The organism is Deltaproteobacteria bacterium (assembly GCA_030654105.1).
Lineage (GTDB): Bacteria > Desulfobacterota > SM23-61 > SM23-61 > SM23-61 > JAHJQK01.
Map to the genome: position 1 here is coordinate 1 of JAURYC010000347.1, position 16,642 is coordinate 16,642.

The window sequence follows — 16,642 nt, forward strand, 5'->3', positions numbered from 1 at the left end:
TTTAATATAATTATTTCTGCGCCCTGAACCCTGTTGCGGACCAGGTCTACGTAAGGATTCGCTCGAAGGTGCTCCGGTTAAACCGAAAGGAATATGGGATGGACAAGAAATGGAAGTGCACGGTTTGCGGCTATATCCACGAAGGGGTTTTTCCTCCGGAAGTTTGCCCTGTTTGCGGGGCGCACAAGTACCAGTTTATTCTCTACGAAAAACTGCCGGATGCCCTGGAGAAAAAATTGAAGGAGGCTTTTGCCGGAGAATCAAAGGCTCACCTGCGCAACCTGGCCTTCGCCAGAAAAGCAGAGGAGGACGGGTTCCCTCAGATTGCCAGGCTCTTCCGCGCAGTGGCTGAGGCCGAGAGAGTCCACGCCGATGAGGATCTTAAGTACCTGGAAGGGGTGATAGGGGAAACCGAGGATAATCTGAAAGCGGCTTTTGAAAGCGAGATCAAAGCCAAAACGGACATCTATCCTGCTTTCATCCAGGAAGCCTTCGCCCTCAAGAGGGAGGATGTGGCCTGGAGTTTCAGCCGCTCCCGGGATGTGGAAGATAGGCACGCGAAACTCTATAAAGATGCCCTGGCTGCCATGATCAAAGACCAGGAAACGCTATACCACGTCTGCCAAGTATGCGGGTACGTTTTTGACGGCGATTTGCCCGAGGTATGTCCGGTATGCCGGGCGACCAAAGAGAATTTCAAGAAGATGGTTTAAACCAACGGACCCTCTTTCGGAAAAGATCCATGCTCTTTTGAGCTATCGCCGAAACGGAGCACGACTTTCGAGTCATCAAATAGCTTGACAGGCTAACAGAAAAGCCATTATATTTTCAGATAAAAATTTATATTCCCTAAAAAAGGCGATTCACCACAGAGGGCCCAGAGAAATTTTAAGATAAAACAAGGAAACAAATCCCTTTGAAAGCCTCGGGGCAATCTTTCATCACTTGCTGCGCAGGAAGGGGCGGGGATTATCTGGCCAATTGAATGGGGACGTTTTTTAACACTGCAAAATGAAAATTGCCAATTGCAAAATTCAAAATTAAGATTTTTTTATAGTTTCTCTTTTTTTTACAGTTGGCATTAGAATGAGGTCCTTTATGATTACGAATTCATTCAAGGCGATCCTGTTTTTAGTGGTGGGCTTATCTTTTCTGGTGGGGTGTTCGACAGATGAGCAGGCTCAGCAAAGGGCCACGATCTACTTACGTATGGGCTATCAAAGCCTCCAGCAGGGAGATCCCACATCCGCCCTCAGGGAGCTTTTGCAGGGCGAGAAGTTCAACCCCAAAGACCCGGAAATCCAATTTGCCTTAGGCTGGGCTTACAGTGCCAAGGGCCGCTTCCTTCAGGCATTGGAGCATTTCCGCCAAACCTTGGTCCTCGACCCAAAATTCACCGAAGCTCATAATGCCATGGGGGCGACTTACATAGAGCTGGGCAAATGGGATGAAGCGATCCAGGAATTCGAGACGGTTTTAAAAGACCTTCTCTACATGACGCCTTTTTACCCACTGAACAACATGGGCTGGGCCTACTATAAAAAAGGAGATCGGCGGAAGGCCATTGAATATTACCAAAAGGCCGTGGCCATGAAACCGGACTTCGGCCTGGCTTATTATAATCTGGGCCTGGCTTATACCGATGAAAAACAGACAGAAGCAGCCATTGCCGCCATGCGTTCGGCCCTGGCTCAAGACCCGGCTTTTTGGAAGGCCCACTTCCAACTCGGCCTGCTTTATTTCAACTCCGGGAAGCGTGAGGAGGCGAAGAAATCTTTCCAGGAAGTGGTGCGCATCGCCCCCCGGAGCGAGAACGCCCGCCTGGCTCAGCAATACCTGGATTTTTTGAAAAAGTCTGGCAACTGATCAGATGATTCCCATTCCTTTTAGGAGCGAAAGCATGACCGCTGCCGCCAGTACGGACCCGATTTGTCCTCCTGTATTCGCACCCATGGCGTGCATGAGGAGGTAATTCTTTTTGTTGGCTTTCTGCCCCTCCACCTGCACGACCCGCGCGGACATGGGGAAGGCGGAGATCCCGGCTGCTCCGATCAAAGGATTCACCTTACCCCCGGAAAGGACCTTCATCAGCTTGGCCAGGAAGATCCCCATGGCCGTATCCAAAGAGATGGCCACCAGGCCCAACCCCAAAACGATCAGGGTCTGGGCTTTCAGGAAGACCGGGCCGGCCATTGTCGCCCCGATGGAAATGCCCAACAGCAAGGTGACGATATTGGCAATTTCGTTCTGCGAGGCCTTGACCAGCCGGTCCGCCACTCCACTTTCCCTTAGAAGATTGCCCAACATAAGGGTTCCCATCAAGGGAGTACCGAGGGGGGCTATCAGGCAAGTCACTAAGGTCGCGGCAATAGGGAAGAGAATCTTCACGGAACGGGAGATCGACTTCTTTTTATAGGTCATCATGATCTTACGTTCCTCAACCGAGGTCAGGGCCCGCATGATGGGCGGCTGAATGATCGGCACCATGGACATGTAGCAATAGGCCGCCACCGAGACCGCACCGAGCATGTGGGGGGCATACTTGGAGGTTACGTAAATGGCGGTGGGCCCGTCGCAAGCCCCGATGATCCCAATGGCCACAGCTTCCAACTTAGTGAATCCCAAAAACAAGGCCAGCAGAAGAGTGAGGAAAATCCCGAATTGCCCTGCCCCTCCCAAAAGAAGGATGCGGGGATTTTCCAGGAGGGGGCCGAAGTCCGTCATGGCCCCGATGCCGACAAAGATCAGGCAAGGAAAAATCTCCGTCAGCACCCCGGCCTCGTAAAAGTAGCGCAAAAGGCCTCCTTTTTCCATTAACCCGGCGAGAGGGATATTCACCAGAATGGCCCCGAAACCGATGGGTATCAAAAGAAGCGGTTCCATGTTTTTCTTAATCCCCAGGTAGAGCAGGGCACACCCTACCAGAATCATCACCCCGTTGGTCCACTGTAAATTCCCAAACCCGTTCAAGAGACTAAGCAAGCCGTCGATTATCATCTTTTACTCCCCCTTTCCTTTCATGTCCGGAGGGAAGAATTTATTTAAGGCATCTATCACCAGGGTGATTAAGAAAAGGATCACCAGGGTTCCTCCCATCCCAACTACGGTTAAGGTCAACCCGAATTCTAAATTCGTCACCTTCTACTTACCTCCTTAAACGTTCATTGCGCGCTGATTCTAACGCCTGAGCCATTCTTGTCAAGTTAAATCCGCTTAATCATAGCTCCACTTCCTGGCCAAGCCCTTTGGCCACGGCTCGCTGGAAGACTGCCTGGGCGACCGAAATATCCTGGACGGCATTGCCCACGGATTTGAAATACGTAATCTCCTGATCATCCCGCCGTCCGGGTTTTTTCCCTGCGATTACTTCGCCGAGCTCGGCTTGAATATCCGCTTGGCGAAGAAGGCCTTTCTTCAAAGGAATGATCAAATCCCCCGCTTCCTCCAGACAAGCCGCAACCGAATCGACGAAGATTCGCGAACGAAGGATCGTCTCTTCATCCACTTCTTGCATCTCTGGCTTGAAGGCCCCGATGGCATTGACATGCGCGCCTGCGCTCAGCGCTTTTCCGGGAAAGACCGGCTGACGGGAGCTGGTAGCCGTAACCACGACGTCCGCTCCCTCCAAGGCTTCTTCTGGAGAACGGGCCTTTAAAATTTCCACCTCCCGCCCCCGAAGGGTTTTTTTGAGCAGGCCGATCAACGAATCCACTCTCTCTGGGAGGAGATCGAAAATCACGGATCGCTCCACTTTCCGGGCCGCCCAGACTCCTTGCACCTGGAAAAACGCCTGCCCTCCAGCTCCGAACAACGCCAGCTTTTTAGCGTCCCGCCGGGAGAAGACCTGAGTAGCTGCGCCCGTTGTCGCTCCTGTCCGCAAACGGGTCAAGTGGGTTCCCTCCAAAATGGCTGAAGGTCCGCCGGTAGTGGCATCGAAGAGAACCACCAAGGCTTGAACGGCGGAAAGGCCTCTGGAGGGATTCTGGGGTAAAACCGTGACGATCTTCGTGCCCAGGGCCAGGGTTTCACCCAGAAATGCCGGCATCGTCAAGGCGACTTCTCCCTGATTTCTCAAATTTAACGAGGTGCGCACGGGGGATTGAGCCTGCTTGCTGGACAGCTGGACGAAGGCATTCTTGACGACTTCGACAGCCTCCATCATGGAAAGGGCTTGGTTGATGTCTTCGGCTCTAAAGACTTTGATCTTCATCCCTCATATCACCCCTTCCGTTTTCATCTGGAGTACCTCTGAGGGCGAATAGCCCAGAAGATCCTGGTAAATCACTTCGTTGGCCGCGCCCATGGGAAGTCCGGGAAAGCGAATTTTCCCCGGAGTTTGCAATAAACGGATGGGAATTTCAGGAAACGACAAGGTCCGCTCAGAATCTGGATCAAAAACTGCCGCCAGGCTACCCCTTTCTCTAACGTGAGGGTCATTGGCAATATCCTGCATGTTATAGACCGGTCCTATGGTAACACCCCCTCTTTCGCATTCATCCACCACCTCTTTTAAGGTTCGGCTCTTGATCCACTCTCCGATTACCCGGTTGAGAACCTTACGACTTTCTTTTTGAATCCGCTCCTGGTTATTCCTGAACCCTTGCGCTGTCTTCAATTCTGGGTGGCCCACCAGGTCCATCATCCGCTCAAAAGGAGCCTGAGCGCTTGCTGAAAGAGCGACCCACTTTCCTTCTTTGGTCTGAAAGCTGTTCCTCGGGGCCGTGAAATTTGCTTCGTTACCCATGGGTCCGGGAATCTCTCCGGTCAGGGCGTAAATCAGAAAATCTGCCCCCATGAAACTGAAGAGGGGTTCGTACAAAGAAAGGTCTATCTCTTGGCCGCCTTTCTCTCCCCGTTTCTGGTCCCGCAGGGCGATCATTGTTCCCAAGGCAAGATGAGTCCCGGCGATCATATCCGCCAAGGCCAGAGGAGGGTTGGTCGGAGGACCCCCGGGTTGGGCATTCTTGTAAGTGAAGCCACTCATCGCTTCTGCCAGGGTGCCAAAACCAGGTTTAAAGGCATACGGCCCGGTTTGGCCATAGCCGGAGATTCGGCCGATAACCAACCCTTTGTTGCTCTGCCAGAGCTTTTCTGCAGAAAATCCCAGCCGATCCAGGGTGCCTGGGCGCATATTCTCGAATAAAACATCCGCTCCCTCCACCAGCCGGGTGAAGATTTTTTGCCCTTGGGGGTGCTTCAAATTGAGGGTGATGGGCAGCTTATTCCTCGAGGCCACCAGCCAAAAGGGCTGGATTTTTTCTTCCACCATGGCCCAAAAACGGATGGCATCGGGAACGCCCGGAGGTTCGATTTTGATCACCTCGGCGCCGAAATCCCCCAGAAGAGTAGCGGCATAAGGGGCAGCGACCACTGCTCCCAAATCGACCACTCGAACGTCTTTCAGGGGCAAATTGGAACTCTCCGCTTGCTTCCGTTGTTCCCGAATAAAAGCACTAATTTTTTTAAGATCCATTTAAATTCTCCTCGTCAATCATTAACGCGGGTTACTTTAGGCGGGGCCAAGCTTCTGCTTTTTCCTTTCTTTTGGCGAACAAGCTTTTCCCACGCCTATGCTTCCCAAAGAATATAAACCCTAAACCCTTATATCAAAAAGAAAGACAAAATGAAAGTCCAGGGGCCTTTGAACTTTTTAAACGCTGAAACCAATGCCCAAGATTACCAGAACCGTACCAACAGCGATCCTCTTCGTCACTCTTTCTTTAAGAAAGACCAACGAAAGGGGAAGTCCAAACAGTGGGGCAGCGCTGGTCAGCACGGTCGCTTTTGCTGCTCCGGAGTAGAGGAGGGCCTGGAGGAAAAGGAGACCGCCTAATCCAAAGGCCAAAATTCCGGTTATTGCCGCCACAGCCACATCGCGAATATGCAGCCTGGTGGGTTGCTGGAGCGATTTTTGAAACAAAATCAAAATTATAAGGGCCAAGGAGGCAACGGGCAGGCGAACCCCATTGGCCAATATTAGGCTCACTTCCTGAAGGCCCACCTTGAGAAGAGAGATGGAAATGGCCCAGAGCAAAGAAGCAATCAGTATGAGACCAATGCCCATTCCCTTTTTCTCGGCGGTGGGAACTGCCAGAGGGAAGCGGTTTTTTTCCCCAGGTCCAGCGATCAGATAAATTCCCGCCAAAACCAGAGTCGTACCTAAGAACAAAGCCCAAGTGATCGTCTCCCCTAAGAACAGAACCGCTGCCCCCAAGGTAAAGAGGGGCATGGCTGCCTGGGCAACGGGGAGGGCAACCGTAATATTAATCAGCTTGAGCCCTCTAATGTAAATGGTATCGCCCAGCGCAATTCCTATCAAAGCGGAGAGAATCAGGTATATCAAGGAATCTCCGGGTGTTTGCCATAACGCCTGGATTCCCGGGGAAAAGGGAATGATTCCCCATAAAAAGAGGGAAGCCGCCAAGCAGCGCAGGAGGTTTAAGGTCCTGGGCTCGAATTTCCCGGCCACTGATTTCGTTAGCGTGCTGCTCAATGCCCAACAGAATGCACACCCCAAGGCGCTGATTTCGCCGATCAAAGGATCACCTTTTTTTACAGAATTTTATAATCATAAAAATGAGGAGGATAAGCGGAGACGGGGTTGGCGGCTGATAATTCTGGAAAGGAATAGAACCCTCTTATTTACTTGCCGATCAGATCTTTTAATTCTCACCCTTCACCTGGTGGTCCCAACGGGAATCGAACCCGTGTTTTCGGCGTGAGAGGCCGACGTCCTGGGCCGCTAGACGATGGGACCTTGGGGAAAGCTTAGGAAGGAGGATTCCAAAGTATAATAAATCTCCCTCTTAGTCAAGGCCAAAAAAGGGTTCAAGGATCTCTGGATTTTTCGGGTTGCGAGTTTCGAGTTGCGGGTTTCAACTTGAAACTTTAAATTAATTCCTACTCACAAGGGTACCTTGTGGCTGGTGGGACAGGGTCAAAAGTGATCCAGGGATTTCATGAAAAACTGGTGGTGGCTAAATGGTATAAGGTTCATAACAGTTTAGCCCTTAGCCCCTCCTTCCATCCGTAAGAAACAAGATGTACTCCTGGCGTTTTTTTTCGTCTCCATAAATTTCTGGATCTTTGCTGATTTAATGGGTGCCCAGCCATTCCATCTTCTCATGGCTCCTGCGCAATAAGAAGGCGTTGGCTCACTTCGGCCACGATGCACCAGATTCCATCGAGAGAAAAGTGATTCTGGATGGTGGAGTCGAACATGACGGTCACTCGGGGAGGAAATTCCTCATCTTCTTTCCAAAGAACATAAGCCAGGGGGACTTTCGGGAAAACCGTGAGGGCGAAAGCTTTATCCCCGAAAAGGAGCTCCATTCCGCCCAAGCGGCTTCCTGCGCGGCCGAAGGCTTCAGGGTTTTTCCCGAAGGCCGTCTTTAACCCTTCTACTTGCAGAGCGTGGGGGCCGCGGAAGAAGGTCGTTCCTCCTTTAAGCTCCTTCTCGCTGATCCAGGTGCTTGTGGGCTCGCCCTCTTTAGCTTCTAATAAATAAAGAAGGACCATCAAGTAGAAATAATCGCGTAACTTTTCTTCCTCACAAAAATCCCCACGCATGCAGAAAATTTTTTGCTCTACCGGGAGGATTAAATATTTCTGGTTGAGGATGGGCAGGAGATAGCCCTTCCGCTCCAGACTATACGTAGCCATTGTTCTCTGGCAAACCTCGCTCGGCTCCGCTTGCGCCAGATCCTCCCAATACAGGGCATGGGTGGCTTGTTCATCTTTCTGCTTGTTGCTCATGCTCCCCCTCCCTGAAATAATAGTGTTCGTGGCAGTGGTTAGGGCCCGGTTTTTATTGGTGTCGCTGATACCAACACTGCCTCCTTTTTAATGATACCTAACCCTTCGACAATTAGCAAAATGTTTCCCTTTTTATTAATCCCTAGTGAGTGAAAAAAGGCGGCCATTAAAGCCGCCGATAATTCTGGTGCCGAAGAGGGGACTCGAACCCCTACGTGGGAACCCACACTAGACCCTGAACCTAGCGCGTCTACCAGTTCCGCCACTTCGGCACATTAAGAAATATATTAAATACAAAACTACTTTTAAATCAGTCCGTTGTCAAGATTTTTTTCCGCCTTTTTCCTTTTGGCCATTTTGTGGGTTGACAGGTTTATACCCTTTGGCTATTATATAGTCCATTTTAAAAGAACGAGATGAAAGGGCTTCTTCTGAAGAAGGTTTTTCTTTTTTTCATAAGTGGATTTATCTGCCTTGCTGGTTGCAGCGGGTTATCTTTGCGGGAGAACAAACCTCTCCCCGACCCTTCTCTTCCTCAACAGCAACAGGCTTCTTTCCACCCCCCGGCCGATCGGATTGCTCTAAACCTATTCGAACCTTTACAGAACGCGCCGGGGAGCATCTTTCCAGTTCAAGACAATTCAGCGAATGAAATTTTAGCCGTAGCCGGCGATCCAATTTCGTGGGAGGAAGAAACTTTATTCCTTGCTGAGGAGAAGGTGCAAAACGCGGATCCAGGCCAAAATGTCCCCCTTTTGCCCACCGTGGCGGAAAAAGAAGTTGTTGCAGCCGATCCCTTATCTCCAGCAGCCGAAAAAGAGAATACCCCTGCAGAGATAAAAATGGCCCAAGCGGGGCAAGCCTCGCAATCCGAATTTATCCAGAGGGTAATCGCGGGGGTAGAAAAACCCAGCGAGGGGAGGAATACTTTTGGGGGTGCCAACGGCAGGTATCAGGATTTGTTCGACTCCCTGACGGCAGACTCACCTTCTCAACTTCTCCCACCGAGTGAATTTGAATCTGAGACGCCTTCCTTAGGGCAAAACCCGGTTTCGCCCCTTTCAGCTATCTTTCCTTCCGCGTTCAACGAGAAAAAAGTTGAAGAGTTCATCGCCTTTTTCCAGCAAAAGGGCGGTCGCTTTTTCTCCAACGCTCTAGCCCGATCGCCAGCGTACGAAGATATGATGAAAAAAATCTTCCGGGAAAAAAACCTTCCGGAGGAACTCTTTTATTTGGCCTTGATCGAGAGCGGGTATAATCCCCACGCCATTTCCCGCTCCAAAGCTGGCGGGATCTGGCAGTTTATTGCCAGGACTGCCAGTCGTTTTGGCCTCAAAGTGGATAAGTGGGTCGATGAACGCCGGGATCCGGAAAAGTCCACCTACGCCGCAGCTGAATATCTGAAAAGCCTTTATGAAATGTTTAACTGCTGGGATCTGGCCACTGCCAGCTATAATGCCGGGGAGGGAAAAGTCTTGCGGGCCATGAAAAAAGCCAATAGTCAAGATTTTTGGGAAATCTCTCGGTACCGGTATCTTAAGCAGGAAACCAAACGGTATGTTCCCATGTTCCTGGCTGCGGTTCTCATTGCCAAGGAACCCCATAAGTATGGCTTCTCGAACATCAATTATCTTCCCCCGCTGGTTTACGAAAAGGTACTGGTTCCCCCAGACACCGGTCTGGTTTGGCTTGCCAAGGTTGCCGAGACCGACATCGCCGAGCTTCGCGCCCTCAACCCTGCTCTGAAGAGAGGAAAGACGCCCCCTGGGTCTTCCCTGTTCGAAATTAAACTCCCGCCGGGAAAGAAGGAAATCTACGAAAAGAACCTTTTAACTTACAACCCTTTGGCTGCAATCAAAGGTAAAAAACATCTTATCCGCCCTGGAGAAACGTTAACGGGCATTGCCAAAAGATACCGGGTAAAATACCAAGATCTTTGCGAGCTCAATGGCCTTTCGCCCCAGTCTAAAATCAAACCCGGGATTAGGCTTTTGCTCCCTCCATAGAAGGTTTCCCTGAGCTCCCAAAACTGGTTTGATCCATGATTCATCTTGAAGAGGCGATCCACCGAATTCTTGAACAGATTCCCCGCCTGGGGTTAGAGCGCTTGAACATCCTGCAAGCGCAAGGGCGAGTTTTAGGAGAAGATGTCGTCGCCCCGCGCGATATTCCTCCCTGGGACAACTCCGCCATGGATGGATATGCCCTAAGGTGGACGGATGTTCGCAAGGCTTCCCCAGAAAAACCCGTTGTTCTCAAGGTATTGTCCGACTTGCCTGCCGGGAGGATCTATAAAGGGCGCGTGGGGCCTGGCGAAGCCTTGCGAATCATGACCGGGGCTCCCCTCCCCCGGGGCGCGGATACTGTGGTCCAGGTTGAGGACACGGAGAAAGCAGGGGAGGCGGTAAGAATTTTTACCGGCCCTGGAAAAGGAAAAAATATCCGGAGGGCGGGGGAAGATGTTAAGGCAGGAGAACGCGTTATGGTCAAAGGAACCATTTTACACCCTGCCCACATCGGCATGCTGGCTTCCTTCCAGCGCTCTTTCGTTTCTGTTCACCAGCAACCTCGAGTCGCCATCCTGGCCACTGGCGATGAGCTTTTAGAAATAGACGAATCTTGGGCCGGGGGCAAGATTGTTAACAGCAACAGTTACTCTTTGGCGGCTCAAGTCGTCGCCTGCGGCGGGTTTCCCATCCAGTTGGGCATTGCCAAAGACCAGATGGAAGACCTCTTATCCAAGATTCAGCAGGGGTTGATTGCCGATATTTTGTTAACGTCTGGGGGCGTTTCCATGGGGGATTACGACCTCGTCAAGGAAATGCTTAAGAAACTGGGGAAAATAAATTTCTGGAAAGTCGCCATGAGGCCTGGTCAACCATTGGCTTTTGGGATCATTTCCGGAAAACCCCTCTTTGGCCTCCCTGGAAATCCTGTTTCTTCCATGATTTCTTTTGAGCAATTTGTCCGGCCCTCCATCCTAAAAATGTCCGGGCATCAAAACCTTTTCCGGCCCACGCTGAAAGCAGAACTGCTCGAAGATATCGAGAAAAAAATTGGTCTTGTTCATTTCGTCCGCTGCCGTCTGTTCCGTGAGGGGGGAAAAATTTGCGCTTCCACCACTGGCGAGCAAGGGTCGGGTATTCTTTCTTCCATGGTCAAAGCCCAAGGGTTAATTGTCATCCCCAGGGATATGAAGGGAGTTCACGCCGGTGAGGTTGTGTCCGTGATTCTTCTTGACCCGACGTTTTTCCACACGCCTATGCCTTCTTACCTCTCCTTTGCCGAAGCGGGGTAAAAAAACAGTTGCTCTATGGGGCGTTTTAAGGTATAAAAAGAGTTGCTTACTCCTTGCTCTTGCGCGCAAGGCGGAAGGGCTATCGAACCCATAAGGAGGGAAAACACTTGAGACGTTACGAGACCATCTTTATTACCCACCCAGAACTGACCGAAGAAGACCTTTCTGTCTTGCATGAAAAATTACGCTCCATTATGAGCAGCTTGAAGGGAGAATTGATCAAGCTGGAAGATTGGGGCCCGAAGAAGCTGAGCTATGAGATTCGCAAGAATACCCGCGGGCATTATTTCTTGCTCGATTATCTGGCAGCTACCGACCTGGTCCGGGAACTGGAACGCAATCTTCGGTTGAACGATCGGGTCCTTAAATTCCAGACGGTAAGGATCAGCAACCAAGTCTCTCCAGAAGCCGCGCAAGCCTTGCCAGAGGCTGGGCCAGATAAAAAGGCCATTAACGTCATTGAACGCTCTTCGCCCTCTCCCGAGCCAAAGAGGGAAGAAGCGGAACCAAAGGCTTTCGGGGAGGAGAAGAAAAATGAAAGCGCCAGTTAAGAGAAAAAGACCTTTCCAGCGACGGAAAGTTTGCGTATTCTGTGCGGATAGCGGGATGAGGATTAATTATAAGGACGTAAAAACTCTGAACCACTTCATCTCCGAGCGGGGAAAGATCCTTCCGCGAAGGATTTCCGGGAACTGCGCTAAGCACCAGAGGGATCTTACGTCCGCAATTAAAAAGGCCCGGAACATTGCGCTCATGCCCTTTTCGCTCTTCGGCTCATGATAGCTCCGCCTCCTGTGGAGTTCTCCTGCTCGCCTTAGCCTGTCCGTGCTGGGCCTTTAAAACCTTTTCCCGAAAGCCTTCGGGACATCCTGTTGGGAAAGAAAACAGTTGCTTCTTGAGGAGCAGCTGATTCTCTGGAGGATCGTATGAAAGTCATTTTAATTGAAACCGTCCTTTCCCTGGGGAAGGCCGGCGATATTGTTCAGGTCGCCGTCGGATACGGGCGCAATTTTCTCATCCCCAAAAAATTGGCTCTCGAGGCCACTCCCGCCAACCTTCAACTTCTGGAGCGCCAGCGGGAATCGTTCCTGGACAAAGCCAGCAAAGAGAAAAGAAAGGCCCAAGATTTAGCTGATAAGATAGTAACTCTTCCTTTCACCTTGGCCCGTCCCGCAGGGGAGAACGAGAAGCTTTTCGGGGCGGTCACCTCCATGGACCTACAAAAATTATTGGGTGAACAGGGATTTGCCGTGGACCGGCGGAAAATTCAGATGCCAAACCCCATCAAGACTTTGGGGAGCTTCACCATTCCCGTAAAATTGCATCCGGAAGTCACGGCCCAGATGAAGGTCAATGTCGTGCCAGCGGCTGCGGATCAGGCGAAGTCTTAATTCGCCCTTCGCTTTTAAAGGAACGAACCGATGGATCTTCTGGCCCAACGCCTTCCACCTCAAAGCCTCGAGGCCGAGGTCTCCGTATTGGGCGGCGTCCTGCTGGAAAATGAAGCTTTGAATCGAGCTTTAGAAGTCGTCAACGAAGGCGATTTTTATCGCGAAGCTCACCGCCAGATCTTTTCAGCCCTTCTGCACCTCTATGAACGCAATGAGCCTGCAGATCTCATTACCCTTTCTGAAGTCTTGAAAAAGCGGGATGCTTTGGAGGAAGTGGGGGGGATTGAATACCTCAATTTTCTGGTAAACAGCGTCCCAACGGCGGCCAACATTGCCTATTACGCCAAAATCATCAAAGAAAAATCCATCCTGCGCAAACTCATCAACCGGGCGACGGAAATCATTAACCTGGGTTTTGGAGACGCGGGCGACGTGGATGAATCTTTGGACCGGGCCGAGCGCTTGATTTTCGAAATCTCTGAAGACCGCGTCCGTCCCTCCTTTTTCCCCATAAAAGACATCATCAAAGCCAGTTTCAAAACCATTGAAAACCTTTATGAGAAAAAGCAGCTCATCACCGGCGTTCCTACTGGCTTTACTAAATTAGATGACTTAACTTCAGGACTACAGCCTTCTGACCTGATCATCGTCGCCGGCCGTCCCTCCATGGGAAAAACCGCTTTGGCCTTAAATATCACCCAGCATGCCGCGATAGAAGGTGGCATCCCCTCGGCAATCTTTTCCCTGGAAATGTCTAAAGAACAACTGGCCTTGCGCCTGCTCTGTTCGGAAGCAAAAGTAGATGCCCACCGTCTTCGTGGTGGTTTTCTCAGCGAAACAGACTGGCCCAAGCTCACCCGGGCGGCGGGCAGCCTTTCGGAAGCCCCCATCTTCATTGATGATACTCCGGGGCTTACCGTTCTGGAAATGCGGGCCAAGTCTCGTCGTTTAAAGGCCGAGCACAACTTGGGCTTAGTCGTCGTGGACTATTTACAGTTGATGCGCGGCCGGGCAAATTCCGAAACAAGGGAGCAAGAAATTTCGGATATCTCTCGCTCTTTAAAGGCTCTGGCCAAGGAGCTGCGTCTTCCGGTTATCGCCTTATCACAATTGAATCGCAAGGTGGAAGATCGTGGTGACAGACGCCCCCAACTCGCCGACCTTCGCGAATCTGGGGCTATTGAGCAGGATGCGGACGTAATTATTTTTCTTTACCGAGATGAACTATATAATAGATCCGAGGATAATCCCCATAAAGGAAAAGCGGAAATCATCGTTGGCAAACAAAGGAATGGACCAACCGACAAATTTGAACTTGCTTTCTTAGATAAATATACCTGTTTTGAAAACCTCTCTCCCATCCAAGAAGATCGGTAAACGTGCCAATTATCTATAACTATTAAGTTATTTTCTATCCACAGCTGTTTATAACTTTGTGGATAAATCACTCCTCCGCTGGATCCCGGGTAGGGGGTAATTCCCATGAAAGAAATTTGGAATAAAGTTCTTAACGCGGTAAGCGAAAAAATCAGCCGGAATTCTTTTGACATCTGGTTTAAACCCTTAAAAATTCTAACCCTAAATCAAAACACCATTGAATTAGAGGTTCCCAATAAGTTTTTTAAAGACTGGCTTTCTGAAAATTATCAATCTCTTATCAAAGAAATTCTTTTCCAAATCACCAAAAATCCATACTCTATTCTTTTCCGCCCAAAAGAAGGACCGGAGGAAAAGGAAGTCAAGCCAAAAGCTGCAGACAAAAACCCAGCCCTTAAGGCCGTGAACAAAGTCACCAAGGAAGATGGCCTCAACCCCGGCTATACTTTTGAAGCCTTCGTTGTAGGTTCTTGCAACCAGTTTGCCCATGCGGCCGCGTTGGCTGTGGCTAAGCTTCCGGCCAAAAACTACAATCCGTTATTTATTTACGGCGGTGTCGGTTTAGGAAAAACGCATCTCCTTAACGCCATAGGAAACCAAATCGTCCAAAATGATCCTCCAGCCAAGGTATGCTATCTCTCTTCAGAAAAATTTACTAACGAATTGATCAACTGTCTGCGTTATGAAAAAATGCCCGACTTCCGCAACAAATACCGCAATAAAGATGTTCTTCTCGTTGACGATATTCAGTTTCTGGGTGGGAAGGAGAGAACTCAGGAAGAATTTTTTCATACTTTTAATTCTCTTTATGATTCTCACAAGCAGATCATCCTCTCGAGCGATAAACTCCCGAAAGAAATTCCTGGTTTAGAAGAACGTTTGAGATCCAGGATTGGTTGGGGCCTTATCGCTGACATTCAACCTCCGGATATTGAAACGAAAGTTGCTATTCTCGGTAAGAAGGCAGAGGTTTATAATATATCTCTTTCCAATGAATTAGGCCTGTTTTTGGCTTCGCAATTAGGCTCCAATATCCGGGAGTTGGAGGGGGCTCTGACGCGTCTCCGGGCTTATGCCTCACTGACGGGAAATGAAATCAATCTTTCCATGGTGAAAGAAACTCTCAAAGATCTCCTGCGTGATCGACAGAAGATGATCAGCATCGAAAATATTCAAAAAGCCGTGGCCAATCTTTACAATATAAAAGTAACGGACCTTAAATCTTCTAAAAGGTTCAGAATTTACGCTCTGCCGCGACAAGTTTCCATGTATCTTTGTCGCACGATGACCAAAGCCTCTTTTCCCGAAATTGGGGCCAAGTTTGGTGGGAAGGATCATTCCACCGTGATTCATGCTGTTCGCCAGATTGAAAAGAAAATAAACGAAGACCGGGAGATAAAAAATATTATTGAGACAATAAAAAATGAATTGCAAAAATGATCCATTTCGCTGTGGATGGAATGTTGATTGTTTGTTTACTCTTTAGATCTGTCTGCTGTGAATACTTTTATCCACAGTTTTCTTGTCTCTTTTTCACTGTCAAAAATAAATTAAACTTGTTGAAATTTAAAATTTTTTTGTTTATACTTTTTTCATAAACAAGCACTACTAATACTACTAAAAAGTATTTATTATAAGTATAATAGTAATAGGGAGAGATACAATGGAATTTAAAATTGAGAAAGAAGAATTCACCAAAGGCCTTTCCCGCGTTCAAAGTATCGTCGAAAAGAAAGGGACCATGCCTATTCTTTTAAACGTTTTACTTGAAACGCATGGAAAAGGAATTGCAATAACGGCAACGGATTTAGAGATCGGTTTAAAAGGTTTTTATCCTGCCGAAATTATAAAGGAAGGAAGAGCAACTCTATCGGCCAAAAAACTTTATGAAGTAATTAAAGAACTCCCAGAAAAGGAAGTTTTCTTAAAGTTGAAGGAAAATCAATGGGTGGAAATTTCTAGCGGCAAATCCCTTTTTAAAATCATGGGCCTTTCAGCAGATTCATTTCCTTCTTTATCTGTTTTCGAAGAAGAAGAATTTGTCTCGGCAGACGTGGAAATTTTGAAGGAGATGATAGAAAAAACGATATTCGCGGTATCCTCCGATGAAAGTAGATATAATTTGGCAGGAGTATTTTTTACTCAAAAAAATGAAGGAGAAGAGAAAGATTTGAAAATGGTAGCCACGGATGGCTATCGCCTCTCGCTGATTGAGCGTTCTATAAGAATGGAAATAAAAGGATTGGAAAAGGGCATTTTACTCCCGAAAAAAGGCCTTGTGGAGTTAATTAAATTGTTAGATGAGGGAGGGGAAGCCGGGTGGATTAAATTAAAAAACAACAATTTTATAGTGAAAAAAGGAAACGTAATCCTACTTATGCGCCTATTGGATGCCGAATTTCCGGATTATAGGCAGGTCATTCCCCTTAACACAAAAAAACATATTCGGATGAAGAGAAATCAAATTATAGAATCCTTGCGAAGAGTTTCTCTTCTTTCCAGTGAAAAAACAAGGGGAGTTAAGTTTCATTTTTCTCAGGATCTTTTAGTGCTTTCTGCCTATAATCCAGAACTGGGGGAAGCAAAAGAGGAGGTCCCTGTAGATTATAAAGGAGAGGAGGTAACGGTTGGTTTTAATTCGCGGTTCGTTTTAGAAGTTTTAAATATAATGAGGGGCGAAGAAGTAGTCCTGGAGCTGGAAGATGGAATCAGCCCAGCGATTATTCGACCTTCTAACGATGAAAGGCATACCTGTGTCGTCATGCCCATGAGGCTATAATTATAAAGAAAGGTGAAGGCGTTGGCCAAAAAGAATGAAAAA

Annotated in this window: 16 protein-coding genes and 2 tRNA genes; 10 read left to right on the plus strand and 8 right to left on the minus strand. The window is 48.9% G+C overall.

Translation table 11 applies throughout. From position 1 onward, the window contains the following. Positions 1 to 98: 98 nt before the first annotated feature. Both Q7V48_15185 and Q7V48_15190 read left to right on the plus strand, forming a co-directional pair. Positions 99 to 713 (plus strand): ferritin family protein, encoded by a 615-nt coding sequence (locus Q7V48_15185; GenBank protein MDO9212071.1) that lies wholly within the window; start codon positions 99 to 101, stop codon positions 711 to 713. Between the two features lie 385 nt (positions 714 to 1,098). Next, on the plus strand, positions 1,099 to 1,866 hold the full coding sequence (locus Q7V48_15190; protein ID MDO9212072.1) for a tetratricopeptide repeat protein: 768 nt from the start codon (positions 1,099 to 1,101) through the stop codon (positions 1,864 to 1,866). Here the strand turns inward: Q7V48_15190 and Q7V48_15195 are convergent, their stop codons facing one another. The 8 genes from Q7V48_15195 to Q7V48_15230 all read right to left on the minus strand — a co-directional run bounded on the left by Q7V48_15195 (position 1,867) and on the right by Q7V48_15230 (position 8,027). Beyond that, positions 1,867 to 2,997 (minus strand): sodium ion-translocating decarboxylase subunit beta, encoded by a 1,131-nt coding sequence (locus tag Q7V48_15195; GenBank protein MDO9212073.1) that lies wholly within the window; start codon positions 2,995 to 2,997, stop codon positions 1,867 to 1,869. A gap of 3 nt (positions 2,998 to 3,000) precedes the next feature. Further along, positions 3,001 to 3,138: an OadG-related small transporter subunit gene (locus tag Q7V48_15200; protein ID MDO9212074.1), complete on the minus strand. Its 138-nt coding sequence runs from the start codon at positions 3,136 to 3,138 to the stop codon at positions 3,001 to 3,003. Positions 3,139 to 3,217: 79 nt separating this feature from the next. Then, positions 3,218 to 4,210: an ornithine cyclodeaminase gene (locus tag Q7V48_15205; GenBank protein MDO9212075.1), complete on the minus strand. Its 993-nt coding sequence runs from the start codon at positions 4,208 to 4,210 to the stop codon at positions 3,218 to 3,220. Positions 4,211 to 4,213: 3 nt separating this feature from the next. Continuing rightward, positions 4,214 to 5,473, minus strand: coding sequence for a CoA transferase (locus Q7V48_15210; protein ID MDO9212076.1), 1,260 nt, complete (start codon positions 5,471 to 5,473; stop codon positions 4,214 to 4,216). Positions 5,474 to 5,650: 177 nt separating this feature from the next. After that, positions 5,651 to 6,538 (minus strand): DMT family transporter, encoded by an 888-nt coding sequence (locus Q7V48_15215; GenBank protein ID MDO9212077.1) that lies wholly within the window; start codon positions 6,536 to 6,538, stop codon positions 5,651 to 5,653. A gap of 143 nt (positions 6,539 to 6,681) precedes the next feature. After that, a tRNA-Glu gene (locus Q7V48_15220) sits at positions 6,682 to 6,757 on the minus strand. A 365-nt stretch (positions 6,758 to 7,122) separates the two neighbouring features. Next, the gene (locus tag Q7V48_15225; GenBank protein MDO9212078.1) at positions 7,123 to 7,755 is read right to left on the minus strand and encodes a DUF3786 domain-containing protein; all 633 of its coding nucleotides are present in this window, start codon (positions 7,753 to 7,755) and stop codon (positions 7,123 to 7,125) included. A gap of 185 nt (positions 7,756 to 7,940) precedes the next feature. Further along, a tRNA-Leu gene (locus tag Q7V48_15230) sits at positions 7,941 to 8,027 on the minus strand. A 144-nt stretch (positions 8,028 to 8,171) separates the two neighbouring features. On the opposite strand from Q7V48_15230, the gene Q7V48_15235 reads away from it, so the two are divergent. The 8 genes from Q7V48_15235 to dnaN all read left to right on the plus strand — a co-directional run bounded on the left by Q7V48_15235 (position 8,172) and on the right by dnaN (position 16,600). Beyond that, on the plus strand, positions 8,172 to 9,761 hold the full coding sequence (locus Q7V48_15235) for a transglycosylase SLT domain-containing protein (GenBank protein MDO9212079.1): 1,590 nt from the start codon (positions 8,172 to 8,174) through the stop codon (positions 9,759 to 9,761). A gap of 35 nt (positions 9,762 to 9,796) precedes the next feature. After that, positions 9,797 to 11,053 carry a molybdopterin molybdotransferase MoeA gene (locus Q7V48_15240; GenBank protein MDO9212080.1) on the plus strand — a complete coding sequence of 419 codons (1,257 nt, stop codon included), beginning with the start codon at positions 9,797 to 9,799 and terminating at the stop codon, positions 11,051 to 11,053. A gap of 107 nt (positions 11,054 to 11,160) precedes the next feature. After that, a complete protein-coding gene (rpsF, locus tag Q7V48_15245) occupies positions 11,161 to 11,604 on the plus strand; it encodes a 30S ribosomal protein S6 (protein ID MDO9212081.1) in 444 nt (147 codons plus the stop codon). Then, entirely contained in the window at positions 11,588 to 11,833 is a 246-nt protein-coding gene (gene rpsR / locus Q7V48_15250; GenBank protein ID MDO9212082.1) for a 30S ribosomal protein S18, read from the plus strand. Before rpsF ends, rpsR begins: the two co-directional genes overlap by 17 nt. Positions 11,834 to 11,979: 146 nt before the next feature. Then, the gene (rplI, locus tag Q7V48_15255; protein ID MDO9212083.1) at positions 11,980 to 12,444 is read left to right on the plus strand and encodes a 50S ribosomal protein L9; all 465 of its coding nucleotides are present in this window, start codon (positions 11,980 to 11,982) and stop codon (positions 12,442 to 12,444) included. Positions 12,445 to 12,474: 30 nt separating this feature from the next. Then, on the plus strand, positions 12,475 to 13,821 hold the full coding sequence (gene dnaB, locus Q7V48_15260) for a replicative DNA helicase (GenBank protein ID MDO9212084.1): 1,347 nt from the start codon (positions 12,475 to 12,477) through the stop codon (positions 13,819 to 13,821). A gap of 105 nt (positions 13,822 to 13,926) precedes the next feature. Beyond that, complete coding sequence (dnaA, locus tag Q7V48_15265) at positions 13,927 to 15,261, plus strand: chromosomal replication initiator protein DnaA (GenBank protein ID MDO9212085.1); 1,335 nt, start codon at positions 13,927 to 13,929, stop codon at positions 15,259 to 15,261. 223 nt (positions 15,262 to 15,484) lie between these two features. Then, positions 15,485 to 16,600: a DNA polymerase III subunit beta gene (gene dnaN / locus Q7V48_15270; GenBank protein MDO9212086.1), complete on the plus strand. Its 1,116-nt coding sequence runs from the start codon at positions 15,485 to 15,487 to the stop codon at positions 16,598 to 16,600. Positions 16,601 to 16,642 lie beyond the last annotated feature (42 nt).